This is a genomic window from Pseudovibrio sp. Ad5 (assembly GCF_001623095.1).
In the GTDB taxonomy this organism is placed as follows: domain Bacteria; phylum Pseudomonadota; class Alphaproteobacteria; order Rhizobiales; family Stappiaceae; genus Pseudovibrio.
Genome location: NZ_LMCH01000025.1, coordinates 38114 through 61237 on the forward strand (window position 1 = coordinate 38114; position 23124 = coordinate 61237).

23 protein-coding genes are annotated in these 23124 nt (G+C 50.0%); 11 read left to right on the top strand and 12 right to left on the bottom strand.

Annotation, left to right across the window (positions count from 1 at the left end):
- Window positions 1-5 precede the first annotated feature (5 nt).
- Together PsAD5_RS12430 and PsAD5_RS12435 are read right to left on the bottom strand one after the other, a co-directional pair.
- Window positions 6-1220, bottom strand: a complete 1215-nt coding sequence (locus PsAD5_RS12430; RefSeq protein ID WP_063292346.1) for a glycosyltransferase — start codon at window positions 1218-1220, stop codon at window positions 6-8.
- A 182-nt stretch (window positions 1221-1402) separates the two neighbouring features.
- Complete coding sequence (locus PsAD5_RS12435; protein ID WP_063292347.1) at window positions 1403-1960, bottom strand: polysaccharide biosynthesis/export family protein; 558 nt, start codon at window positions 1958-1960, stop codon at window positions 1403-1405.
- A 220-nt stretch (window positions 1961-2180) separates the two neighbouring features.
- Between PsAD5_RS12435 and PsAD5_RS12440 the strand changes: the two genes are divergently transcribed.
- Window positions 2181-4550: a GumC family protein gene (locus tag PsAD5_RS12440; RefSeq protein WP_063292348.1), complete on the top strand. Its 2370-nt coding sequence runs from the start codon at window positions 2181-2183 to the stop codon at window positions 4548-4550.
- Between the two features lie 27 nt (window positions 4551-4577).
- Here the strand turns inward: PsAD5_RS12440 and PsAD5_RS12445 are convergent, their stop codons facing one another.
- Window positions 4578-5795: a GNAT family N-acetyltransferase gene (locus tag PsAD5_RS12445; RefSeq protein ID WP_063292349.1), complete on the bottom strand. Its 1218-nt coding sequence runs from the start codon at window positions 5793-5795 to the stop codon at window positions 4578-4580.
- A gap of 155 nt (window positions 5796-5950) precedes the next feature.
- Here PsAD5_RS12445 and PsAD5_RS12450 point away from each other — a divergent pair, with 155 nt between their 5' ends.
- The gene (locus PsAD5_RS12450; RefSeq protein ID WP_208981941.1) at window positions 5951-7030 is read left to right on the top strand and encodes a polysaccharide deacetylase family protein; all 1080 of its coding nucleotides are present in this window, start codon (window positions 5951-5953) and stop codon (window positions 7028-7030) included.
- A gap of 29 nt (window positions 7031-7059) precedes the next feature.
- On the opposite strand, the gene PsAD5_RS12455 is transcribed toward PsAD5_RS12450, so the two are convergent.
- A complete protein-coding gene (locus PsAD5_RS12455; RefSeq protein ID WP_057464452.1) occupies window positions 7060-7263 on the bottom strand; it encodes a DUF2842 domain-containing protein in 204 nt (67 codons plus the stop codon).
- A gap of 290 nt (window positions 7264-7553) precedes the next feature.
- Here PsAD5_RS12455 and PsAD5_RS12460 point away from each other — a divergent pair, with 290 nt between their 5' ends.
- Window positions 7554-8639 (top strand): COX15/CtaA family protein, encoded by a 1086-nt coding sequence (locus PsAD5_RS12460; protein ID WP_063292351.1) that lies wholly within the window; start codon window positions 7554-7556, stop codon window positions 8637-8639.
- 133 nt (window positions 8640-8772) lie between these two features.
- Here PsAD5_RS12460 and PsAD5_RS12465 read toward each other — a convergent pair whose 3' ends face one another.
- From PsAD5_RS12465 to PsAD5_RS12480, 4 genes are all read right to left on the bottom strand, one after another.
- Entirely contained in the window at window positions 8773-10056 is a 1284-nt protein-coding gene (locus PsAD5_RS12465) for an O-acetylhomoserine aminocarboxypropyltransferase (RefSeq protein ID WP_063292352.1), read from the bottom strand.
- A 319-nt stretch (window positions 10057-10375) separates the two neighbouring features.
- A complete protein-coding gene (locus PsAD5_RS12470) occupies window positions 10376-10816 on the bottom strand; it encodes a CoA-binding protein (protein WP_063292353.1) in 441 nt (146 codons plus the stop codon).
- Window positions 10817-10823: 7 nt separating this feature from the next.
- Window positions 10824-11279: a DUF3052 family protein gene (locus tag PsAD5_RS12475; RefSeq protein WP_063292354.1), complete on the bottom strand. Its 456-nt coding sequence runs from the start codon at window positions 11277-11279 to the stop codon at window positions 10824-10826.
- 22 nt (window positions 11280-11301) lie between these two features.
- On the bottom strand, window positions 11302-12132 hold the full coding sequence (locus tag PsAD5_RS12480; RefSeq protein ID WP_063292355.1) for an enoyl-CoA hydratase: 831 nt from the start codon (window positions 12130-12132) through the stop codon (window positions 11302-11304).
- Window positions 12133-12319: 187 nt separating this feature from the next.
- On the opposite strand from PsAD5_RS12480, the gene PsAD5_RS12485 reads away from it, so the two are divergent.
- Window positions 12320-12778 (top strand): PaaI family thioesterase, encoded by a 459-nt coding sequence (locus tag PsAD5_RS12485; RefSeq protein WP_063292356.1) that lies wholly within the window; start codon window positions 12320-12322, stop codon window positions 12776-12778.
- 5 nt (window positions 12779-12783) lie between these two features.
- Complete coding sequence (locus tag PsAD5_RS28035; RefSeq protein ID WP_063292357.1) at window positions 12784-13038, top strand: hypothetical protein; 255 nt, start codon at window positions 12784-12786, stop codon at window positions 13036-13038.
- Between the two features lie 85 nt (window positions 13039-13123).
- Here PsAD5_RS28035 and PsAD5_RS12495 read toward each other — a convergent pair whose 3' ends face one another.
- Both PsAD5_RS12495 and PsAD5_RS12500 read right to left on the bottom strand, forming a co-directional pair.
- Window positions 13124-13999: a leucine-rich repeat domain-containing protein gene (locus tag PsAD5_RS12495; RefSeq protein ID WP_153040793.1), complete on the bottom strand. Its 876-nt coding sequence runs from the start codon at window positions 13997-13999 to the stop codon at window positions 13124-13126.
- Between the two features lie 17 nt (window positions 14000-14016).
- Window positions 14017-15243 (bottom strand): hypothetical protein, encoded by a 1227-nt coding sequence (locus PsAD5_RS12500; protein WP_063292358.1) that lies wholly within the window; start codon window positions 15241-15243, stop codon window positions 14017-14019.
- Window positions 15244-15524: 281 nt separating this feature from the next.
- Here PsAD5_RS12500 and PsAD5_RS12505 point away from each other — a divergent pair, with 281 nt between their 5' ends.
- The 4 genes from PsAD5_RS12505 (at window position 15525) to PsAD5_RS12520 (ending at window position 18249) form a co-directional block, all read left to right on the top strand.
- Window positions 15525-16019: a hypothetical protein gene (locus PsAD5_RS12505; RefSeq protein ID WP_063292359.1), complete on the top strand. Its 495-nt coding sequence runs from the start codon at window positions 15525-15527 to the stop codon at window positions 16017-16019.
- 231 nt (window positions 16020-16250) lie between these two features.
- Window positions 16251-16715 (top strand): 50S ribosomal protein L13, encoded by a 465-nt coding sequence (rplM, locus tag PsAD5_RS12510; protein ID WP_057464394.1) that lies wholly within the window; start codon window positions 16251-16253, stop codon window positions 16713-16715.
- 2 nt (window positions 16716-16717) lie between these two features.
- A complete protein-coding gene (rpsI, locus tag PsAD5_RS12515) occupies window positions 16718-17194 on the top strand; it encodes a 30S ribosomal protein S9 (protein ID WP_057464395.1) in 477 nt (158 codons plus the stop codon).
- 176 nt (window positions 17195-17370) lie between these two features.
- On the top strand, window positions 17371-18249 hold the full coding sequence (locus tag PsAD5_RS12520; protein WP_208981939.1) for an FkbM family methyltransferase: 879 nt from the start codon (window positions 17371-17373) through the stop codon (window positions 18247-18249).
- A gap of 3 nt (window positions 18250-18252) precedes the next feature.
- On the opposite strand, the gene PsAD5_RS12525 is transcribed toward PsAD5_RS12520, so the two are convergent.
- Both PsAD5_RS12525 and PsAD5_RS12530 read right to left on the bottom strand, forming a co-directional pair.
- Window positions 18253-18846, bottom strand: a complete 594-nt coding sequence (locus PsAD5_RS12525; protein WP_208981016.1) for a DUF6653 family protein — start codon at window positions 18844-18846, stop codon at window positions 18253-18255.
- Between the two features lie 63 nt (window positions 18847-18909).
- Window positions 18910-20718 (bottom strand): PHA/PHB synthase family protein, encoded by a 1809-nt coding sequence (locus PsAD5_RS12530; protein WP_063292360.1) that lies wholly within the window; start codon window positions 20716-20718, stop codon window positions 18910-18912.
- Window positions 20719-21257: 539 nt separating this feature from the next.
- Between PsAD5_RS12530 and PsAD5_RS12535 the strand changes: the two genes are divergently transcribed.
- Together PsAD5_RS12535 and PsAD5_RS12540 are read left to right on the top strand one after the other, a co-directional pair.
- Window positions 21258-21587, top strand: coding sequence for a hypothetical protein (locus tag PsAD5_RS12535; RefSeq protein ID WP_208986779.1), 330 nt, complete (start codon window positions 21258-21260; stop codon window positions 21585-21587).
- Window positions 21588-21904: 317 nt separating this feature from the next.
- The gene (locus PsAD5_RS12540; RefSeq protein ID WP_057464398.1) at window positions 21905-23116 is read left to right on the top strand and encodes an LL-diaminopimelate aminotransferase; all 1212 of its coding nucleotides are present in this window, start codon (window positions 21905-21907) and stop codon (window positions 23114-23116) included.
- The last annotated feature ends 8 nt before the right edge of the window (window positions 23117-23124 follow it).

A 23124-nucleotide genomic window follows, 5' to 3' on the forward strand; every position in this document is an offset into this window, starting at 1 on the left:
TGCGCCTAAGTGAGTTTGTTTTGTGAGTGCAGCGTGGACTGTTGAGACTGCTGTGAGGCGTCTGCCAGTTCATCTTTTGCACTTTGAACAGGGTGATAAAGTTGGGTGATGCTCTGCGCCATTTGCGGCAGAGTAAAATTCATTTTCAAATGGTTCTGTAGTTTCTGGCTCAGCTGGATTTGCTCGTCAGGGTGAGAGAGCACCCAACGGACTGCTTTTGTCAGCGCTTGTTGATCATCGGGCTGAACAAGTGTCTTGTGATGCTCTGCATAAATCTCAGGTATGCCGCCAACGCGGGTCGTGATCAGCGGTTTTTGTGCAGCAAGGAGTTCCAACACGATATACGGCAGAGCTTCTGCTCGTGAGGGGATGACTGCTGTTTTGCCGAGTGGAAGAGCTTGACTGAGTGGCAAGAACCCATGGAAGGTAACGTAGGCTTGCAGATTTTTATCTCGAACCATTTGCTCAAACAGAGCACTATCTGGACCATCTCCTACAATTGCAAGGGTTGGCTTGGTACTGGAGTTTTTGTGCAAGTCATCCAGAGCATTGATGAGCAGGTCGACGCCTTTCAAAAGACGAAGTTCTCCGACGAAGAGTAGGTCGGCTGCATTCTCATGAGTTGTGCTGCGTTGGAACTCTGCTTGCCGCAAACCGTTATGTACGATTTTGTGGTGTGGAGGATTACCGCTCAAGCCGATCTTTTGTTGATAAGCTGCTTGCTCAAACGCACTGGTAAACACGAGTGAGTCGGTGAGTGGTCTCAAGAGCTTTTCAAGCGTGATGTAAACTTTGCCTGATGTGGTTGAGAAATCGTAGTGCAAGCTGCCGCCGTGAGGGCTGTAAACGCGCTGGGTATTGATTCCCCTCAGCCTCAGTGCAGACCCTATGGTGCGTGCCCAGACGCCACCTTTCGCGCCATGACCGTGCAAGACATCCGGCTTTAAAGGGGTAAGGTGTTTTGTGAGTTTGTAGAAGCTGAAAAGGTCTTTGGGAGCGAGCGAACGCGCCATGGGAACTGTGAGTAAGCCAAGGGAAAGACTAGTCTTTAAGGCTTCTAATTGTTTCATTGATGAGGGAGGTATAGCGTTGGAGGCACAGACAATGCCAAGCTCATGGCCCATCTCGATCTGCTCTTCGGCAAGATCTATAAGATGACGAAACGCGCCACCTAAAGGCGCACGTATGCAATGAACGATTTTCAGCTTGTCCGTAGACATCCGCAGCAAACTCCCCACCGCGCATGCATTGTCTGATGCTCCCCAGCACAGACCGCCGCGCAACTGAGTTTATTGCTAGCTTAAAATACTGTTTGACCTGTTAATCGACAGGGTTAATTAATTCTTAATCGTGGGTTTTAGACTAATAAAACGCAAAGGCATGTAGAGTGCATGCTCTTAATTTAAAAGAGCCTTTCATGCACATAGAGCGTGTCCCCAGGGCGCACAGGCGCTGTGATTGGTGCCGGTCCGCTGGCAATTTCGCCACCGATCTGACGCGTTAGATCAACATCCTGTTGGCGGGCTCTTGCAGTGAAGCCTCCAGCGGTGGCGACGGCATTTTGCACGGTCATGCCCGGCAGGTATGCGTATTGGCCCGCGTTTCTGACTTCACCCATGATGAAAATTGGTCGGTAGACGGCAACTTCCACAGATACATCTGGATCGCGGATGAAACCGTTTTTCAGACGGGTGCGGATTATGCTTGCGAGTTGTTTTGGAGTTTTGCCAGTTGCGTTGATCTGACCGATTAGTGGGAAGGCGAGGCTGCCGCCCTGATCAATCTTGTAGGTATTGGACAGATCAGCCTGTCCAAAAACAATAATACGGACTTCGTCGCTTGCAGCAAGAGTGTATGGCTGGACCAGTTCCTCATGAAAAGCAGGCTCTGGCTTTTTATATGATGAACAACTCGTTAACAGAGTTAAGCCAGCAATAACTGCTAGTAGGCGCGGGCGCATTACGAAATCCTTTAAATTCATTGGGAGTATGTTTCGGCGCTCAAGGTTAACAGAGTATAAATATTGTAATTATCCTCTAGTTAATTTTGCAAGAATTGTTGGGCGCTTTGTCATTTCTTTCCAGCATTTGATTTAGGTGCTTAATAACTTGGTTACCCTGTCTATGCATTCTTGTGATTGAAAATTGTTTCGGGCTTTGTATTGAGTGGGGAAGTGGGCTGTGCCGCAAGAAGATGTCTTTCTTGATATGGGCGTGCTGTTCAAAAAAGTGTTTAAGGGGCTCCTTTGGGTGATCCCTTTTGCAGCGCTGATCGCCTTCGGCACTTTTTACCTGGCCAGCAAGCAAACTGCCAAATACACAAGCGAATCCAAAGTCCTCATTGATACAGCCAAAATTATCCTGCCAGGCCAAATCCGTAACAGCGAGCAGGAACGTTCTCTGCTGGATAAAGAAGGCATTGCTAGCCAAGTACAGTTGCTGCAGTCACGCGATTTGGCGCGCCATGTTGTGCAAACACTTGATCTTGCGAACAACAGTGTTTTTGCGGCCAAAAGCAAACCGGGCCTTGTCGATCAATTGATGACCCGTGTTGGGCTTGAGCCGACATCTGGTCAGATGAGTGAAGCAGAGCGGCTGCTGAACAAATTCACGAGCAATCTGGATGTGTATCAGGTCGACGGATCCCGCGTTATCGCAGTGCGTTTTACAAGCAAAGATCCTGAGCTTGCAGCGCGTGTTGCTAACACGGTGATCAACGAATATCGCATGCTGCAGGATAATGCGAAGCGCGCGGTGACCAATAACACGGCTGATGCGCTTGCGCCGCAGGTTGCGCGCCTCGAAAACGAAGTTGAGGCTGCGAAAAAGACCGTTGCGGAGTTTCGTGCGGGAGCAGACCTGTTGCTTGGGTCCGAAAACAGGACGCTAAACCAACAGCAGCTGGCCGAGCTCAACTCTCAGGTTTCTTCCGCCATCGTGGCAAAGTCGCAGGCTGAAGCTCAGGCGCGACAGATCCGATCCTTGCTGGAGGATGGTGGGTCTTTGGAAACTGCGACGCAGGTTCTGGCTTCTTCTCTAATCCAACGCTTGCGCGAGCGTCAGTTGGCGCTGGAAAATCGTATTGCGGAGCTTTCAACTACGCTCTTGCCAAATCACCCGCAGATCAAAGCACTGCGTTCCCAGTTGCGTGGGTACGATCGTCAGATCCGCGCTGAGGCGGAGAAAATTGTTATTGGTCTTGAGAATGATGCCAAGATTGCTCAGGACCGTTATGTCGCTCTCAATGAGCAGGTGAATGCGTTGAAGGTAGAAGCTGCCCGTTCGGGCGCTGATCAGGTTCATTTGCAGGAGTTGCAGCGAGAAGCACGCTCCAAAGAAGAGCAGCTGAACCAGTTACTTGTGAGCTTGCGTGAAGCAGAAGTGCTGCAGGGTGTTGGTGTGTTGAATGCTGACTCCCGTGTGATTTCGCGTGCGTCTGTGCCAAGTGAGCCGTCTGGCCGGAAGCCTTCTGCGCTTGCTGCGATTGCTGGTTTTGCCGCGTTCTTCCTCGGCTGCCTCTGGGTGATTGCACGTGCTTTGATTGCTGGTGAAGTTTTGCGCCGAGAAACATTTTCTACGCCAACAGCACCTGCCGCTAATCCGAAAGAAGCGACTGGTACAGCAACCTCTAATGCGCTTGAAAGCGTGGTGGATGCAACGACCCGCAGCCATGCTGTTGTCGCTCCTCCTGTCGAGCTGAAGCCTTCCTTTGTTGAAGAGGAAGATAAGTCTGATGAGGAGCAAAAAACCTCAGAGGAGGAAGAGCCTCAAGAGGAAATGACTGAACTTGCTGAGGATGAAGCTTTTGAAGAAGAGCATGACGAAGCACGCGAAGAAGAAGAGTTTGACGAGGAGTTTGAGGAAGAAGAAGCAAGTGCTGAGGTTTCGTCAATCACTCTAAAAGAAGTCAAGGCTGATAACGCTAATCAGCTAGCAAAAGTTGGCCGTGTGGTTGTGCTGAGCGTGGAGGATGAAAGCCTGTCTTCACGCGTTGCCCTAAGCTGTACGCGCAAGATTGCCGAGCGCGGTATTATGCCTGTGGTCGTCGAGGTGCGGTCTGAAGGCGGTGAAGGGGCTCAGTCCATCCTCAAAGAAACGCCGCTTGAAGAAGTTGGGGATGTGCCTCAGGCTGAAGAGGGTTCTGATGATCCGCTGAAGCCGGGTTTTGCCGAGTTGTTGGAAGGCGAGGCGGCCTTTACGAACGTGATCCACCGCGACCCTGTTTCCCGTGCGCATGTGATACAATCAGGTGTCATGCCTATTCGTGATGAAGTGGTTTATGGCGGGCGCTATAATCTCATTATGGAAGCCCTGGATCTGACGTATGACGTAATCGTGGCTGATCTCGGGCTTATCGAACCGAGCTTGATTTGCGCGCAGCTGCTTTCTGAAGCGGATCGCGTAATTATTGCAACTGACGGGTCACCAGCTGGCCCTGAGCTGGAAAAAGCTCTGACCATTCTTGAAAAGCACACCAAGGCACCCGTTGAGGTGGAGCGAGTGGTCAGCAATGAAGCTGCGGCTTGGCTACAGGTTGATATGGCAGCATAAAAGCTGTTCAAAATGTTTTGAGTGAGCTTAGTGCTGTATGCGAGCGAAAATTCCACGGACACGCCTGTAAAGCTGCCAAAAACGCTCGTTGTTTCTGAGTTTGCGCTTAGAGCTGAGTATGACGTTTTCGAGAGCTGCGACGAGCTTTCCTTTGAAAGTGAGTGGCTCGATCCAGTCCTTTAAGTGTTCTGGTTCAGCCCATGCCAGCTTGAAACGTTCTTCGCCCAATCCAAAGTCAAAAATCTCCATGCCTTCATTGCACATGTCCTCAATGACGTGCTGCATGAGCAACTCGCCCGGACTATGTCGCATCAGTTCGCCATTAATGATGGAGGTGCAGTAGCAATATACTCGTTTTCCAGACATAAGACTGAGGCATGTGCTGATGATCTCATCATCAAGCTTCAGGCTGTAAATCACCGGTTTTGATGGGCTGTCGTCTTGCGAAAGGTTTGTGAAGGCCTCACGCACGAAACACTGGTAGTTGGGAAGAGCGAAGGCGGTTGGAATACCTGTCTCAGCCTGACGGAGTTCTCGCTGCCTAATCATGGCATCAACGGCTGCGGCTGCGCCTTCTTTTGTGACTTCAGCCTTGAAGCTGAGCGTTCCCAGTGACTGAAGTTTGCTAAGTTTACTGCGGTGCTTTTTGCGGGCACCTTTAGAGCGTTTTGCTTTGACGAATTCTTCCGCAGGGCTTGTTAGCTCAAACGGATAGATTGCATTGGTGCTCGTGGTGTCATCCAAACAGATTAACGGGTTGTCGTAGGTGCCCACACGCCTTGCCATGTTGCCAAGGTGGATGAGATCAACGCCCCATGCTTTGAGGGTTGCGACCAGACGAGGGCGGAGAAAATGTGCCTGCGGAGCTTGTAATAGCTCTTGAGACCAATAGCCCGTGTTCTGGTTGAAGATTTCCTCCCCGAGCCATCGGGCGGTTTTTGCAAGGTGGCACTGATGGAGAGCGAGAGGTAGTAGGACGTGGAGTTTTGCGCCGATGTATCCGGCAACAATCAGTGTGGTGGCTCTTTCTGAGTGGGCAACATGCTCCACCCAGCTTTTACACCATTCATAGGCGTGATAGGCACTTCCATCGCCTGAAGCTTCCAGAACGAGCCAATCACTTCGCAGTTTTGACAAGTCTTCATCTGAGATGATCTGAAAAGAAAGCTTATTCAAATCCAGCGTGTTATTACAATCAGCACGGTTAGAGCGCTCGCTGTTTGACGTGGATTGTGAAAGTGCCATTGAAAAATGCCCTAAATAAAATACAAGGAATTATTAGTTCCAAGCTCTTAATGAATCTCAAATCTAACTAGGTAGAGCAACCCAAATTGAAATTAATCGTAAATAATTCCCAGTTACAATTTGAGAGATATTCGGTTTGGAACTAGGGGGTCTCCGTGCGGAAGTCCTTCAAGCATTTATTTATTGATTACGCCAGCTACTTTTTAAGTAGCCGTGGGCCTGCCAGATTATTCAGGAACATGACCGCTGGTGATGGCATTATTTTTACGCTTCATCGTGTTCTGCCTGAAGCAACTGGGTCCTTTCAGCCTAATAAACTGCTTGAAGTTACACCCGAATTTTTGCGTAAAACCGTTATTCAGGTTCGGCAGGCGGGATACGAGTTTATTTCACTGGATGATGCTTTGGAACGGCTTCAAAGCAAAAGGCAATGCTCTCAGAAGTTTGCGGTTTTGACTTTTGATGATGGTTATAAAGATAACCGGGATGTGGCTTATCCCGTGCTAAAGGAACTCGATGTTCCTTTCACCGTTTTTATCAGCAGCGAGTACAGCAAGCATAACTCTGAGCTGTGGTGGATTATCATAGAACAGCTCATCGCTGAGAATGACCACATCTCATTCCGATATGAAGACAAACAGTTTGATTATGATTGCACCTCTTTAAAGCATAAAGAGGCATCGTTTGTATCAGCGCGCTGCATGCTTATCAGCGAGGTGCCAGAGGCTAAACAGCGGGCAGTTATTCGGGAGGCTGCAGAGCGTTATGGATTGGATTGGCGAGTGCTTTGCCGAGAGCTGATTCTGTCTTTTGAAGAGTTGCGTGCATTCTCTCAGGATCCACTGGTCAGCCTGGGCGCACATACGGACACTCATCCGATGTTGGCGCGGCTTTCTACCCGAGAGGACATCCGACAGCATATTCAGGCAGGGCTGGAGGAGATGACTGCGCAGTTAGGCAAGACGCCGACGGTTTTGGCGTATCCTTATGGTTTTGCAGAAGCGGTTGATAAACGTTGTGAAAGTGTTGCAGAGGAACTGAGTTTTGCGGCGGCTGTGACGACGCAACCGGGAACCTTGACTACGGAAAATCTCAAGCGACGCTATCATTTGCCGCGTGTCTCATTGAATGGATTACATCAACAGCAAAGAATGGTTGATGTGTATTTGACCGGAGCCGCATTTGCGGCTTACTACGCGGTGAAGCGCGTCCGGTCTTTTTTGAGAAGAGCGTGAGCTTTGATCAGGGCTTGAACCTTTAGGTCCTAGCGCTTTTTATAGGTCCAGCTGATAATCAATCCCGCCGGAACTACCCAGATCAAACCAGCAATTGCAAAAAAGATAAGCTTAATAGACCAATGCTTGCCCGCCATTGTTATATCGCCAATGACCATTGCCAGGAAGATATAGACAAGAACAAAAGTCACTAAAAATACCATGCCGATGAAACGGCGAAATGGCGAAACCATAGAGTTCTCCTTGAAAGCCTCTTTGCGTAGGGCCTTTCTTTTCCGCGCAAGCCATAGTTCAAAATGCATATATTTTTCAAGAGGATCTTGCTGATAATTTGCAATTTAGATTGTGCAGACCCGCTTTCGTGTTCTCTAAGTCTATGACACAGCAGTGCTATTGCATGACTGACTTTCACCTGAAAAATCTAGGTAATTTGTCTAGACTGCTGTGAGGATCTGCGTATTTTTCCTGATTTGGCTGCTGATCTGACATATATAGGGGCAAACAAGTTCTTCGAATAGGTGTCATGTCTACTCCGTTCTACAGTTCAGATCTTTCTGCTCAAGACCTTTCCAACCGCAGGCAAATTCGCGTGTGGTTGCTGTTTATCTGCTTCCTGATTTTGGCTATGGTTGTTGTGGGCGGGGCGACCCGCCTGACCGAATCCGGCCTTTCCATTACTGAATGGAAGCCAATACATGGCGCCATTCCACCACTGAGTGCAGCTGAATGGGCGGAGGAGTTTGAGAAATACAAACAGATCCCGCAGTACAAGCTGCTCAATGAGGGTATGACGCTTGGCGAGTTTAAGTCCATCTTCTGGTGGGAGTGGGGACACCGCTTGCTGGGCCGGGTGATTGGGCTCTTCTTCTTCATCCCGCTTGTGTGGTTTTGGGCTCGTGGACAGGTGAGCTCATGGCTTAAGCCGCGGCTTGTGGTTGCGTTCTTGCTTGGTGGATTGCAGGGGGCGATTGGCTGGTGGATGGTTGCGTCTGGCCTTGTGAACCGCGTAGATGTGAGCCAGTACCGTCTTGCTGTGCACTTGAGTGTGGCCTGTATTCTGTTTGCTTACCTGTATTATCTAGCAGCTGTGTTGAAGCGCCGCCCAGAGCTTGAGCGTGAAGGCTGGAATGTGTTTGGTGATGGTTTGTTTGGTGCATATGCCATTGTTGGCTTGGTGCTCTTTCAGCTGTTCCTCGGAGCACTGGTCGCAGGCCTCAATGCTGGGCTGACCTTTAACACCTGGCCGCTGATGGATGGGCAGATTATTCCATCAGGTTTGTTTGTCATGTCTCCTTGGTGGATCAACTTTTTCGAGAATGTGATGATGGTGCAGTTCCAGCACCGCATGATCGCTTATGCGCTGGTGATTGCTGTGTTTGTGCAGGGTTTTTATCTGATGCGCGGCAACAGAGAGAGCGTGCTGAAAAGCAATGCCAGCTGGTTGATGGTGGCGATTGTTGTTCAGGTATTCCTTGGTGTTGTGACGCTGCTTGGCATGGTGCCGATGGATCGCGCATTGGCGCATCAGGCGATGGCGCTTATTGTTCTGGCACTTGCTGTCGAGCAGGTTTGTCTGCTTCGCCGCGAAAAAGAAGCTGCGTTGAGATGATGATTCAGTTTGTCTGACTAAGTGGTTGATGTGGAATCGAAAAAGGCGCCTTGTGGGCGCCTTTTTTTGTTGAGCGATCATTGCTGGCAGATTGATTCATTCTCCAATCATACCGCATTGAAATATAAAGGTATTATGCCTTTTCGAGGGCTTGTTTCAGATCTGCGATGATATCAGCAACATCTTCAATGCCAATGGAAACACGAACAACATCCGGGCCTGCTCCAGCAGCAGTTTTTTGAGCATCAGACAGCTGGCGGTGTGTGGTAGACGCTGGATGGATGACGAGCGAGCGGGTGTCGCCAATATTAGCAAGGTGAGAGAATAACTCCAGACCTTTTACCAGTTCAACGCCCGACTCATAGCCACCTTTCAGGCCGAAGGTGAAGACTGCGCCTGCGCCTTTCGGGCAGTACTTCTGATGTGCCTGATGGAATGGGTCATTGGCGAGGCCTGCATAAGAAACCCAGCTGACAGCTGGATGGCTTTGGAGGAACTCAGCGACCTTCAAGGCATTGTCAGAGTGTTTCTGCATGCGCAGCGCAAGTGTCTCGATGCCTGTGATGAGCATGAAGGCATTTTGCGGTGAGATAGCAGGGCCGAGATCTCGTAGGCCCAGTACCCGACAGCAGATCGCAAAGGCGATGTTGCCGAAGGTCTCAAACAGGCGCATGTCGTTGTATTCTGGGCGAGGTTCGGTCAGCATTGGATACTTGCCAGATGCTGCCCAATCGAATGTACCGGCATCAACAATGGCACCGCCCATGGAGTTGCCATGTCCACCCATGAACTTGGTCAGGGAATGCAACACGATGTCTGCGCCGTGTTTGATTGGCTGGCAGAGGTATGGGGTTGCCATCGTATTGTCGACGATAAGAGGCGCGCCAGCATCTTTGGCCACTGCTGAGATGCCCTCGATATCCATGATAACGCCGCCTGGATTGGCGACACTTTCGATGAAGACGGCACGGGTGTTTTCGTCGATCTGGTCTGCGAAGCTTTGTGCGTCCAGACCTTCTGCCCATTTTACATCCCAACCGAAGCTTTTGAAAGAATGGTTGAGCTGGTTGATGGTGCCGCCATACATGCGCTTGGAAGCGACGATGTTACAGCCAGGTGTCATGAGGGCGTGGAAGGCCAGAAGCTGTGCGGCGTGGCCGGATGCCACGGCCAGAGCTGCAGTGCCGCCTTCCAATGTTGCCACGCGCTCTTCAAGAACAGCGGTGGTTGGGTTTGTGATGCGAGTATAGATGTTGCCAAATGCTTGCAGGCCAAACAAGGACGCAGCGTGGTCTACATCCTCAAACACGAAAGATGTGGTTTGGTAGATTGGTGTTGCGCGCGCGCCTGTGGTTGGGTCTGGTTTCGCGCCTGCGTGAATTGCAAGGGTATCAAAGCCTGGGGTGTGATCGCTCATAAGGCAGTCCTTTCAATGCGCTTGCAGGATGGAACGGTTCTGCGCAAGGTGTATGGTTTGCAAACCCTTGGAACAGGCGCGTCATTCTCTGCTGAAATTTATATAATTTCCCGCTAGGAACTATGAGGGGGCAACCGGAGGTTGGCAAGCTCAGATGAAAAGATGAGCGCTCTTCACTCTTGCAGAAAGCTCAAGCAACTTGCCGACTATTTGATGTTTGAAATTCTGTTCGCTTCTGCTTGGCGAGATTGGAAAATCGTTCTAACTTATCGGATGCGCTCTCAATTTTCGCGGCATCGAGAGCGCCTTATCGGAGTGTTTAGCTGGCTGCAACTGATGCCAGACGTGGAATTTCGATCTTAGGGCAGCGGTCCATTACCACTTTGATTCCCTTGTCTTCAGCTCGCGCTGCTGCCTCGTCGTTTCTCACACCCAGCTGAAGCCAGATTGCTTTGGGGAGCGTTGGCAGAGCGATTACCTCATCAATGACACCGCCAGCCGCTTCTGAATTGCGGAAGACATCTACCATGTCGACAGGTTCTGGAAGGTCAGTCAGGGAAGCATAGACTTTTGCGCCTGCGATCTCGGTTCCGGCCTGACCGGGATTGATCGGATAAACGGTATACCCTTCTTCCAGCAGGTAGTTCAAAACGCGGAAGCTGGCGCGTTCTGGCTTGTTGCTAGCTCCAACCAATGCGATTGTCTTGGTGCCTTCCAAAATGCCTTGGATGTAGCTGTCTGCATAATGATCGTGATTCATATTCTTATCAACTTTCTGCAATTTCCTTGGCTGCCAGCTGCATTCGTCTGTGCTCTGCACGCAGCTCCTTGCGAATAACAAGCTTGAGGCCGGACCAGACTGCGTCAATCGCACAAACCTTGATATCGACCAACCCCATAGGCAAGCAAACTTCTCTAATTGTACCTTCTGTCACTTGTGAGGGGACATTAGATGCCTTCTTGGGCCATGACACCCAAATCATACCGTCTGCATTCAGTGTCCTGCGCAGTTTACTCAGCAGATCTGCTAGTTCGCTTTGACCCGTTACAAAAATATGGGCAGTGTTTACGCCGTTTTCCAGAGTAGGCAGGAGGACCAGATCGTCAACTCCTGCTGCAATTTCATCGAAGACGGTTTGTGGCATGTTGTGCCACCAGCAGCGCATGCCGGGTTTCAGGCCTAGCTTTTGAGCTAGTGGTCTTTTTGAATACCCGGCTGTCATTGCGCTGCTCCTTACATCTTGATCAGCTGTCTTTCCAATCAGGCGTACGCTTTTGAAGGAAAGCGTTGATGCCTTCTTCCGCATCGTTGGCGAGCATGTTTTCTGCCATGACTTGTGAGGTGTAAGCATACGCTTCTGCCAATGGCATATCGGCCTGCTTGTAGAAGGCTTCCTTGCCGGTTTTGACTGTGAGGGCGGACTTGGACGCAATCACTTCAGCGTATTTCTGAACTACGGCTTCCAGATAGTCTGCTTGCACCACTCGGTTGATCAAGCCGTATTCTTTTGCGGTGGAAGCGTCGATACTTTCACCGGTCAATAGCATTTCCATGGCCTGTTTGCGGCCAATGTTGCGGGTCAAGGCTACCATTGGGGTGGAGCAGAAGAGGCCGATGTTAACGCCTGGGGTGCAGAAGGTGGCTGTATCCAGTGCCAGTGCCAAATCACAGGAAGCGACCAACTGGCAGCCTGCTGCTGTTGCAACGCCAGTTACAACGCCGATGACTGGCTTTGGCAGGTTCACGATCTTCTGCATGAGCTCAGCGCATTGATCGAATGTCTGCTGATAGAAAACTTTGCTGCCATCTGCTTGCGCGCGTGCAGCGGTTAGTTCTTTCAGGTCGTGGCCTGCGCAAAAGACTTTGCCTTCAGCCCCAAGCAAAACAACACGCACTTCCGGGTTTGCTGCGGCTTCATCCAGCGCGGTGCAGAGCTCTTTCATCATGGCCATGGACAGAGCATTCATACGCTCAGGGCGCTGCATGACGATACGCTGAACACCATTGTGCAGCAGTTTGCCAAGCATCGGGCGTTCTGCTTCGTTTTGATCTTTGGTGGTGTCTGCGTCAGACATGATGGTTCTCCATAGTGCTGAAAATAGTCGTTAAGATGCCTTTAGCAGGCTATCGGGCCATGATTAAGTGTTAAATCACAGAGTGAACAAAACTTGAGCCTAGCGCAACGGTTTAGAACTTTTGTTCAGCTGGTAAATCATGGAGCCATATATCAGTATGTCGGCTTGCATGAGGAGGAGGGACTTCATGACCAGTGAGGTGGCGGCGCCTGCTGTTAAGTTTAGTCCGGCAGAACTGACGGAATTTCTGGACAAGGCATTTCCGCAGATGCACGCATTAGGTCGTGCATATTTCATCGATGAAATTCTACCGGGAAAAGCAATTGTCACGCTCAAGGCCGGGGACGTGCATTTGCGTCCTGGTGGTACTGTTTCCGGTCCTTCGTTGATGGCTCTGGTTGACTATGCAGCCTATGTGGTTCTGCTGGGCAATATGGGGCTGCATGCGCTTGCTGTGACCACCAACATCAATATCAACTTCCTACGCAAAGCTGAAGCTGGTGAGATGATCGCCACGTGTCGCATCCTGAAGGGCGGCAAGCGCCTTGTTGTTATGGAATGCGAAATTACACGTGAAGGGAGCGATGATCTGATTGCTCATGCCACCGCAACTTACTCCATCCCGCCGGCGTCGTTCAAGGGATAGGATGCGTGCTGTTTGTTGTCCAACTGCGTGGTTGGGCATCCATCCTCAATTTTGTGCCACATGGGGTTGTTGAGTGCCATTTGGCATTGGGCCAGATAGGCGGTGCCGTCTACATACAGGCAGGAAAAATCACCCAGCTCAATCCGCAGGCCACGGTTGGTGCAATAACAGTCCGGCTGTTTAAACAGACTGCGAGGACGTTTGCGGAACTTGCTTTCCTGAGCTTGGACATTCCAGGTCCAAAGCAACAAAAGCGATAGGGTGAGTAAGAGATAGCGATGCATTCCCTATGGTAAGATGTAGGGCGTGGATCGCTACCACTGTTTTTCAGGGGCGCTTTTCGGGTTAGAGGTAAATCAGCGTGCCTTGTGCGCGCAGGATTTCAAACCACTCCGGTTCTTTGGTCAGGCGTGTCCAGCGCAGATCCAGCTTGCGCAAGTTCTTCAGGTTACTCATGCTGGCGGGCAGTTCTTCCAGTGGATTTGCCCTGAGGTCCAACTGATAGAGATTGGGAAGATCTCCAATTTCTTCTGGGAGCTGGGATACTTGATTGTTGCGAAGGTCCAGCACTTCGAGCTGATGCAATTCATCCATGTTTTCAGGAAGTTTTGTGAGGGCGTTGTCGCGCAAATAAGCTTCTCGTAAGGATGAGAGGTTGGAAAAGTGCAAGGGTAATGCGCGCAAACCATTGCCGTAGAGCCTTAGCTCCTTCAGATTTTGCAGGTTCCCGAAACTTTCTGGGAGATGGGTAATGGTGTTGTCGGTGCAGCCGAGATACTCCAGTTCAGACAGATCACCAATGCTCTCCGGTAGTTGCGTCATGACTGTGTTGCTTGCATAGAGCACACGCAGTTTCTTTAAAGCTCCTAACTTTTCCGGAAGACACTTCAATGCTTGATGGCTGAGGTCCAGGATCTCCAGATTTGGCAAGTCACAGAGGCTGCCGGGCAGCTGTGTTAGCTTACATCCGTAGATGTAGAGTTCCTTCAGCGCCTGAAGGTCGGATAGGGCCTGCGGTATTTCGCTGATTGGGTTCTGTCCCAGATAGAGGCTTCTTAAGGAACTATGATGCAACAACTCTGATGGGAAACGGTTCAACTCGCACTTTGTGAGCGCGACATCCGTCAGCTTGCCGCCGGACTGGACTGCGCATGGGGTTCCATCTTGACGGTGCCTGATGCTTTTGAGCTGCTGATACTGAAATGAATCCTGTGTGATCATGGGAACCTGCAATGCGCTTAGTGGAGGTACTGCTGTTGTAGAGTTGAAACGACTTGCTCCGAAAGCTTAGTTTTCAGGAGGCCGATTGTCTTTGACGATAATGCCGCATTATCTGCTGCTGAGGCTTCTATTTGAGGTAGAACCTTATCGAGTGATGTACCTGCCTTCTGCAATTTCTGATCAACTGCCTGCCAGAATGCAGCACCTTTCATATAGAAGAGAGGGTAGTAGCTGGGGTTATTGTCGCGCGTTACTTTGGTGTGGGCTTCATAAAGGCCTGCTGCTGCGTGAGGGTAGCGCTCTTGAAAGTTTTGCCATTGCTCCATCGGAGTTTCTGTTTGTAAACCTGCTTTCTCCAGTGATTTGTAGCCGTAATATTGAGCAAGGCTTTCAGAAATCCAGAGTGGGTAAGATTGGGTTGCCAGCAAGTGAAAGAGTTCGTGGCTGGAGACCCAATGAAGTTTGGCGATGCTGTCGTCTGTGGCTGCGCCATCGGTTACTGCAAAATTGGCAAGGAACGCTTGTTTGCCAGCAGCTCCAGCTATTTGCCCCAGTTTCTTGTCAATTGCGATCCACACGAGATCGATATTGTTTGGTGTGCGCTCCTCGGGTGCAAGCAACGCTTTCAGATACGCAAGTTGTTGTTGAAGAGCGGGCAGGTTCTCTGCTTTCAAGGCTGAAGTCGGATCGTCTTTGAATGGCGTGAGTGTTGTTTGCCCGGTTTTCAGTGTTTTGGTGGACTTGCCCCATGTGAGGATCAGAGGTGGTTCGTTTTGGGCGGGCAGGGCGCTGCATTTGACCGCCTGCGTCTTGTTATGGACTTTGCCGCAGATCTCTGTTGCTGAGACACCTTCGAAACGAGGAATGTCATCCCACTCCGTCAAGCTCCACCATCCAGAGGGAGAGTAAAGGTTTTGCTGGTTTGCAATGGCGTGAGGGGCGGTTTGCACATTCTGGAAGGTGACATTCCATTGCAGCTCACGACATGATAATTGCTTTCCATAGGTAATGGATGTCTTGTGAACTCCGTCGCAGAAGAACTGAATTGGTGGCGTTTCTGCATCCCCTCGAATGGTGCGAGGCTTCAGTAACCTGAGGCCTTGTGGAACTGGAAATGTGACTGTTGCAGTTCCGCTCATAGGTGTGGTGGTGCTGACGTCTATGATGATCTGGACCGGTGGATTTTCTGCAAGGGCAGGTTTTATGAACAGGGACGGAATTAGAAAGAAAAAGGGGAGGTGCATTTGAAAATTTGATACCTGAGAAAAGCAACTTTGGATTGAACAAACGATTCGATGATTTCCGCACGGAAATGTGTTCATCCCATGTTATCCAATGTATGAGGCATGTGCTCTACAAGACGACACTGCGTTGAAGTGCCTAAAACCCTCAGCTTATTGAAATTTTTGAATTAAATTTGTCTGAAAGTTGAATTGTCTGTTGATCCAAAAGCAAAAAGCCACTTAAAATTCAGGGACTAAAGCCAAAGGCCGTTTTTGATGGATGGGAGACCTGAGAAGACGGCATGTGGGGGAGCAGGCTTGTGTTCTATCGTGCGTTTTTCGGTTTCATTTTTGATTTCCTGTTGGTGCCACTCCGTTTCGGAACTCTATTGGCCACGATCGGCTATATTGGCTTTCTAGCCCTGAATATCCTTTTGGTTCTGGCTGTTCCTGCATTCTTTGATCTTTATGTGGTCAGTGAGCCTCGGGTCTTTGCTGAATTCCGCGAGACGATATTCTATCTGGATACGGCCTTTATTGGTGATCCAATCGTCTTCGTGAGCCTGGTGTTCTTCAATCTTCTGCTGGCAAATGCCACGTTGACGACACGCCTGACCCGCAGTCGTTGGCGGTTTTTCTATCCGGTTCATTTTACGCCTATTAATTTGCGCGAATATCGTGTGGCACTTGCTGGTCTTGGCTATTACGTCAGCTGTTACAGCGCCAACTGGGTCTTCTATGAATTGCAGGTGGATGACCTTATTTTGACTGCTGCACGTGCTGCCGGTGTTTCCTGAGGTGCAAAAACCTCAGATTCATGCGGAAAAAGTGTGGTATTATAATACCTATTTTATATCTATTTGATTTTATTGAGTAATTTGCTTGAGTGTGTGTTTTTTTGTTCTTGACGTTGTGCTCAAGCTCGCGTATCTACCCGTTCCTACACGGAGCTATCACGTTTAGCTGCTCTTTCGGGCCTGAACGAATTTCTCCCAAGAATTTTAACCGTCAAAACTACGGTAGATCTTATGAAGACTCATTCCACTAAAGTGGCTGAGGTCGACAAGAAGTGGATCTTGATCGACGCAGAAGGCGTTGTTGTTGGCCGTCTGGCAGCATTCATCGCAAACCGTCTGCGCGGCAAGCACAAGCCGACCTACACACCACATATCGACGATGGCGACAACGTAATCGTTATCAATGCAGACAAAGTTGTACTGACTGGTAAAAAATACCAGAGCAAGAAGTACTACTGGCACACTGGTTACCCTGGCGGTATCAAAGAGCGCACTGCACGTCAGCTGATCGAAGGTCGTTTCCCAGAGCGCGTTCTGGAAAAGGCTATCCAGCGTATGATGCCAGGCGGACCTCTTTCCCGTACACAGCTGCGTAACCTGCGTGTTTATGCTGCTGCAGAACATCCGCATGATGGCCAGTCTCCAGAAGTGGTAGACGTTAAAGCCATGAATCCTAAAAATGCGAAGAGGGGTTAATTATGTCTGAGCTACAGTCCCTTGAGGAACTGGGCGGCGCAATCGCCCCTACCGAGAACGAAGCTCCTGTACATGTACAGAAGCTCGACGCACAAGGTCGTGCATATGCAACCGGTAAGCGTAAAGACGCTATCGCTCGTGTATGGATCAAGCCAGGCACCGGTAAAATCGTTGTAAACGGCAAAGAGTACGCTGAGTATTTCGCTCGTCCAGTACTTCAGCTGATCCTGCGTCAGCCAATCATGCTCACTGAGCGTGATGGCCAGTACGACATCAACGTAACTGTTGCTGGTGGTGGTCTTTCCGGCCAGGCTGGTGCTGTTCGTCACGGTATCTCTAAAGCACTTACTTTCTACGAGCCAGCATTGCGTCCGGTTCTGAAGAAAGAAGGCTTCCTTACTCGTGATAGCCGTGTTGTTGAACGTAAGAAGTACGGTAAGCGTAAAGCTCGTCGTTCCTTCCAGTTCTCCAAGCGCTAATACGCGATACTGGAAACAGTTTTACGGAAAGGGCTGCCATTTGGCGGCCCTTTTTGTGTTTGGGCTCTCTGTCTTGCCGTGGGTGAAATTGCAGAGTTGTTGCGCTGGGGTTTACCTGCCACGTTTGTGCGAAACTGTGGTGGGGATGTGCATTGATCCGGTGGTCGCAAAAGTTCTTGTCGGCATTCCTAATGGGGCTTGCCCCGCATAAACGAAGTGGGACGCTGGCTCGTCTTGCTTTGAGGTTGGATAAGAAGAACCTGAGTGCTTCGAGAGTGCTTTATCTGAAAGAGCATAAGGGCTTTTCCAATATGAGGCGATTGGAAGAGTTTTTGCGAGTTGGCTTGGGTGATGAGCAGTTTGCGCGGTTGAGTGAGAAGTACTTTTACTATTGCCGTGCTCAGCGCTTTCAGGAGCTGCATTTCCTCAAACAGTTTCCATTCTACGAGAAGCAAAAAGGTTTTTTTGTAGAAATAGGCGTTGGAGATGGAACGCACCTTTCTAATAGCTTCCTTTTTGAGAGGGCATTGGGTTGGTCTGGTTTGCTTGTGGAACCCAATCCAGATTGCTGGGAGCAGATTTGCTCAAGGCGTGACGCTGATTTGGATAAGAGAGCGGCTTGGAGTTCGGGAGGGGGAGCGCTTCGCTTCTTTTGTGCTGATACTTCGGAGTACTCTGGGATGCTCTCCGTTGTAGGCCAAGGAACTAAGCCCGGGCGCGAGATTGAAGTTCCTATTGCTCGGACTGAGGATATTCTGGTTCAGCACAATGTGCCTGATCACATTCCCTTTATATCTATTGATACGGAAGGTACTGAGCTGGAGGTTCTCAAGGGAATAGATTTTTCGCGCAGGACGTTTGACTTCCTATGCGTTGAGCACAATCATAACTCAAAGCAGCAAGATGCCTTAGTCGCCTTTATGAAGTTGCAGGGATATGTGGTCACCCAGCCGGAACTCTCCGGAGCAGATTACTGGTTTGTTTCAGGGCAGGGGCGTGCGTCGTCTGTTTCTGCAAAGCAAGACGGTTATGGTGCGCCCTTGTTGGCCGACTAAGACTCAGCTCGCTTTTGCTTTCAGGCTGTTGTCGTTGACTGGAATGTTTCGCCAGCTCTTGTAGAGCGGATGGGCATTTTTCATATGCTCGAAGACCTTCACCATCACAAACAGTGAGGCGAGCTTTGCGAGGTAGGCGAGGATGCCACCCGTAAGCATAAGTGGAAGATTGTTGGTGGTTGCTGCCCAGATCGCTGTGCCTACTGCGATTAGCCCGATGACAAGAAGAGCGAGTGCTTTTTGATGATAAGGGGCTGGAACTGGAACAAACATCCGGTTCAGCCACATTCTCTCACCCAACATCGCTTTTTGCAGCCAAGTTTTTGCGCCAATTGCTTTTTTGCCAAAGGGTGGAATGACCCAAACCCATGCAACAGCTGCAAGTGAAAGGGCTAAAGCCCAGAACCAGCCGAGTGCTGGTTGATACCACAGAGGTGCAAGCAAGGCAGGAAGCACGAGGATTCTTGCCAAGAGGTTTTTAGGCTTGTTCATGCGCGTGAGGGCCGCGCTTTGTGTGTTCAGGTGCCGAACATGTCGAGGATCCCAGCCGCCGATCTTCCGCGGTTGCATTTGTGATAGCTTAGGATCTCCTGCCACGTTGTCCTCCATTTATTTCGTGAGAACAAGCGTGGCGTCGAGCAGACTCACTGCGTGTTCTCTTTATATGCGCACCTTAACATAACTGCCTGGTGCGTCTTCCAAAATTTTTGTGCGGCGTGCGCCCGGTTTGCGTGCTTTTACCTGATTATCATCCTGAGATGTAATCCATTTTTGCCAGTGTGGCCACCATGACCCAGGGGTTTCAGATGCATCTTGCATCCAGTTTTCCAAAGCACCCTCCGGCTTACTTCCTGTCCAGTACTGGTATTTCTCTTTGGAGGGCGGGTTGACGACGCCAGCGATGTGGCCAGAGCCACTCAAAACGTACTCCACGGGACCGCCAAAACACCCGCAGCCTTTGAATACGGATTTTGCAGGTGCAATGTGGTCTTCTTTTGTTGCCAGATTATAGATCGGGATCTGGACATCGCTCAAGTCGAGGTTTTGCCCGGCCAGTTCCATTTCGCCTTTCGCAAGTGCGTTTTTCTGGTAGCAGTTGCGCAGGTAGTATGAGTGGTTGGCAGCAGGCATGCGCGTGCTGTCCGCGTTCCAATAGAGCAGGTCAAACGGGAATGGATCTTTACCGCGCAGGTAATTGTTGACGACATAAGGCCAAATCAAGTCATTGGAGCGCAGCATGTTAAAGGCCGTCGCCATTTTGGAGCCGTCCAGATATCCTTTCTCGCCCATGCGATGTTCAAGAATTTCGATCTGCTCTTCGTCCACAAACACCTTCAGGTCGCCTGCATAGGTGAAATCCACCTGAGTGGTCAGGAAGGTTGCGGATGAAATGCGATCTTGCTCTCCGATTTTGGTAAGGTAGGCGAGGGTAGCAGCCAACAAAGTGCCGCCGACGCAGTAACCAATGGCGTTGACGGTCGTCTGCTGTGTGGTCTTGCGAATGCGCTCCAGAGAGTTGAGAATGCCGTCGCGCATATAATGCTCAAAGCTTTTTTGAGCCTGCGTCTCATCCGGATTGATCCACGAGACTACAAAGACAGTATGGCCTTGATCGACTGCCCATCTGATGAAGGACTTTTCCTTGTTAAGATCAAGAATGTAGTACTTGTTGATCCAAGGCGGAACAATAAGGAGCGGACGTTTGAGAACTGTTTCTGTCGTTGGTGTGTATTGAATCAGCTGGCAAACATCGTTCTGTTCTACGATCTTGCCGGGTGTGACAGCAACGTTCACGCCAACTTCAAACTTGTCCGGGTCAGTCTGACGGATGCGTAGGTCTCCGTGACCGGCCTTGATATCTTCGGCGAGCAACTTCATGCCCTTCACCAGATTGCCGGCGTTGGACGACATGGTCTCGCGCAGCAGCTCCGGGTTGGTGAGGATGAAGTTGGACGGCGACATGGCATTGGAGATTTGCTTTATGTAAAAGCCCGCCTTATGGCGCGTGTGGTCATCCAGTTCATCGGCGCCTTCGGCAAGTTCTTCAGCCCAGTTACTCGTTTGCAAGTACATCTGCTTGATGAAGTCGAAGAAGTTGTTGTCGTCCCACTGACTGTCTTTAAAGCGCTTGTCAGTGTTGGTGGGGACGACGATTGGTTCTCTTTCCTTTCCAGCCATGCGCTGGAGCGTGGAGTTCCAGATGTTCATATATCCAGACCAGAGCTTGGTTTGAGCTTCTATGGCGCGGGAAGGGTCTTTCATCCAATAATTGCCGACCTCAGCGAGTGTCTTTACCACCGCGTTGAGTTCTTCGGTGCCGCCGGATGCCGCTTCGCCTTTTTCGCGAGGCTCCAGATAGGCTGCCAGAGCCTTGCCGCCATTTTCGGCGATCTCGGAGAGGTTCTTGGCAAACTCCTCAGGATTATTGAGGATGTACTGCAACATTGGATTGGTGTCTTCACCGGTCATTTGCCTGCTCAGTCCTCGTATCTGGTGTCTGATTAATACGCGCCAGACCCAATAGTATTTGGTGTGCGTGATCGTGCTCAAAAATATGCCACATACACTCATGCGTAATGGGGCGGTGTCTTAGCCTACAAAAACGGCATAATGAGTATATCCCTAAGAATTTTGACAGGCACGTGAAAATCCATGCTGATTGTCTTAGTCCTTAGGTGGATTCTTAGTAGGTATTTAGCAAGTAAAGTGCTCTTGCGGAACTGTGAGAAGTTTTGGGTTATTCTTAAGTTTTATGGATGAGTTCAACTCTTGAGGAAAACTCGGAATACTCCGAATTCTAATAGTATTTCTTCTTAATATTTATCGGTTATGGTTTGAGTATATCGTGTTCTGTGTTCAGTAAATGACAGTTGCCCTAGAGTAAGAAACTATGTGTTGTTAACAGGGTAATATATGTGGACTACGGATGACGCAACTGCTAAGTGCATTTTTAATAAAGTTATGTGCGCTGCTTTTGTGTCGTCATCAGATAAAACGCGAGGTTCCAGATGTTGCTTAAGTTTCAACGAGTTTGCTGTGCAGTTGTGCTGGCAGGTTTTGTTGGCGGTTGTGCATTTGGCGAATCTTTGACGGTTTACGAGGCCATCGAAAAAGGCAACGGCGCAAAGCAGACTGGTGTGGCTGAACTGCCGCCAGAAGTTTCCAGCGATTTGCTTTCCCCAGAACAGCGTGCGGCTTCTGAAGCCAATCTGCTTGCGATCTCCTCTGAGAGTAAGCGCAGGGCAGGTCTCGGTGGGAGCTTTGAGTCCAGTGCCGAACAGCTGAAAACGATTGCTGGTGAGCAGGCTGGGCAATCTCAGGATGTGCAGGCGCAATAATCTTTCGTCGCATTTTTCATGTGGCGAATACACCTTTAGTTGTGCATTTTGTGTGAAAGCCGTCTAATTTCTCAAGTTGAAATTGTAGATCCCGTTGTTAGCCGCAGAATACTGCGGCTTTTTCTTTGGATTTAAAGTTTCACATCTTCTTTGAAAACTTTAAAAAAATGTCGGTTTTATCCCTCATGAATGATGCGAAAAATGTTCGCACCTGCTAAAAGGCCGTGGAAACTTGGCTGAAATGACTCGGGACCAAGTTTGAACAGAAATCAAAATATAGCTTGAAACGCTAAACTGAAGAAAGTGAGGCTCGCGTCATGGACGACTTTCACAAGACACGCCGGCTCCCGCCATATGTCTTTGAACAGGTCAATCGTCTGAAAGCCAAAGCGCGAGCGGCAGGCGCCGATATTATCGACATGGGTATGGGCAACCCTGATTTGCCTACTCCGCAACATATTGTCGATAAGCTGGTGGAGACTGTTCAGAACCCGCGCACACATCGCTATTCCGCATCCAAAGGGATCCCGGGATTGCGTAAGGCACAGGCTGGCTATTATGAGCGTCGCTTTGGTGTAAAGCTAAACCCAGATACGCAAGTTGTTGCGACACTGGGGTCCAAGGAAGGATTTGCCAACATGGCTCAGGCGATTACCGCGCCGGGCGATGTGGTGCTTGTCCCTAATCCATCCTATCCAATTCATGCATTTGGCTTCCTGATGGCAGGTGGTTCGCTGCGGTCTATCCCGGCAACTCCGGGTCCTGAGCTGTTTGAGGCTCTGGAGCGGGCTGTGGTCCATTCCATTCCGAAACCAATTGCAATTATTCTGTGCTTCCCAGCGAACCCGACAGCAAGTGTTGCTGATCTGGATTTCTATCGCGATGTGGTTGCCTTTGCGCGTAAGCACGAAATCTATGTGCTTTCTGATCTGGCGTACTCTGAAATCTACTTTGGTGATGTTCCTCCTCCGAGCATCCTGCAGGTAGAGGGGGCAATGGATATTGCTGTTGAGTTTACCTCTTTGTCCAAAACCTTCTCCATGCCGGGGTGGCGTATGGGCTTTGCAGTTGGTAATGAACGTCTGATTGCGGCTCTTGCTCGCGTGAAGTCCTATCTGGATTATGGTGCGTTCACTCCAATTCAGGTGGCAGCTGCGTCTGCGCTGAACGGATCAGATGACTGCATTCGTGAAACTCGCGAGATCTATAAGAAGCGCCGTGATGTGCTGATCGACTCATTTGGACGCGCTGGTTGGGATATTCCTGCTCCAGAAGCATCCATGTTTGCCTGGGCTCCAATTCCAGACCAGTTCAAACATCTAGGCTCTTTGGAGTTCTCCAAGCTGCTTATTGAAAAGGCAGATGTGGCGGTTGCTCCGGGAATCGGCTTTGGTGAACACGGTGAAGGTTTTGTGCGTATCGGTCTGGTTGAAAACGAACAGCGTATCAGGCAGGCCGCACGTGGCATTCGGAAGTTTTTTGAAGACGCGGGCAGCAATTCTGAGGAATTGAGCAAATCGGGCGCTTAGGCGCCCGC

Bases quoted from the DNA above. Each gene is read 5' to 3' on its own strand.
- PsAD5_RS12500 (WP_063292358.1), bottom strand. From the start codon at position 15,243: ATGCACCTCCCCTTTTTCTTTCTAATTCCGTCCCTGTTCATAAAACCT.
- PsAD5_RS12460 (WP_063292351.1), top strand. From the start codon at position 7,554: ATGTCTACTCCGTTCTACAGTTCAGATCTTTCTGCTCAAGACCTTTCC.
- rpsI (WP_057464395.1), top strand. From the start codon at position 16,718: ATGTCTGAGCTACAGTCCCTTGAGGAACTGGGCGGCGCAATCGCCCCT.
- PsAD5_RS12480 (WP_063292355.1), bottom strand. From the start codon at position 12,132: ATGTCTGACGCAGACACCACCAAAGATCAAAACGAAGCAGAACGCCCG.
- PsAD5_RS12485 (WP_063292356.1), top strand. From the start codon at position 12,320: ATGACCAGTGAGGTGGCGGCGCCTGCTGTTAAGTTTAGTCCGGCAGAA.
- PsAD5_RS12505 (WP_063292359.1), top strand. From the start codon at position 15,525: ATGTGGGGGAGCAGGCTTGTGTTCTATCGTGCGTTTTTCGGTTTCATT.
- PsAD5_RS12455 (WP_057464452.1), bottom strand. From the start codon at position 7,263: ATGGTTTCGCCATTTCGCCGTTTCATCGGCATGGTATTTTTAGTGACT.
- rplM (WP_057464394.1), top strand. From the start codon at position 16,251: ATGAAGACTCATTCCACTAAAGTGGCTGAGGTCGACAAGAAGTGGATC.
- PsAD5_RS12540 (WP_057464398.1), top strand. From the start codon at position 21,905: ATGGACGACTTTCACAAGACACGCCGGCTCCCGCCATATGTCTTTGAA.
- PsAD5_RS12445 (WP_063292349.1), bottom strand. From the start codon at position 5,795: ATGGCACTTTCACAATCCACGTCAAACAGCGAGCGCTCTAACCGTGCT.
- PsAD5_RS12495 (WP_153040793.1), bottom strand. From the start codon at position 13,999: ATGATCACACAGGATTCATTTCAGTATCAGCAGCTCAAAAGCATCAGG.
- PsAD5_RS12470 (WP_063292353.1), bottom strand. From the start codon at position 10,816: ATGAATCACGATCATTATGCAGACAGCTACATCCAAGGCATTTTGGAA.
- PsAD5_RS12475 (WP_063292354.1), bottom strand. From the start codon at position 11,279: ATGACAGCCGGGTATTCAAAAAGACCACTAGCTCAAAAGCTAGGCCTG.
- PsAD5_RS12530 (WP_063292360.1), bottom strand. From the start codon at position 20,718: ATGACCGGTGAAGACACCAATCCAATGTTGCAGTACATCCTCAATAAT.
- PsAD5_RS12465 (WP_063292352.1), bottom strand. From the start codon at position 10,056: ATGAGCGATCACACCCCAGGCTTTGATACCCTTGCAATTCACGCAGGC.
- PsAD5_RS12435 (WP_063292347.1), bottom strand. From the start codon at position 1,960: ATGCGCCCGCGCCTACTAGCAGTTATTGCTGGCTTAACTCTGTTAACG.
- PsAD5_RS12535 (WP_208986779.1), top strand. From the start codon at position 21,258: ATGTTGCTTAAGTTTCAACGAGTTTGCTGTGCAGTTGTGCTGGCAGGT.
- PsAD5_RS12430 (WP_063292346.1), bottom strand. From the start codon at position 1,220: ATGTCTACGGACAAGCTGAAAATCGTTCATTGCATACGTGCGCCTTTA.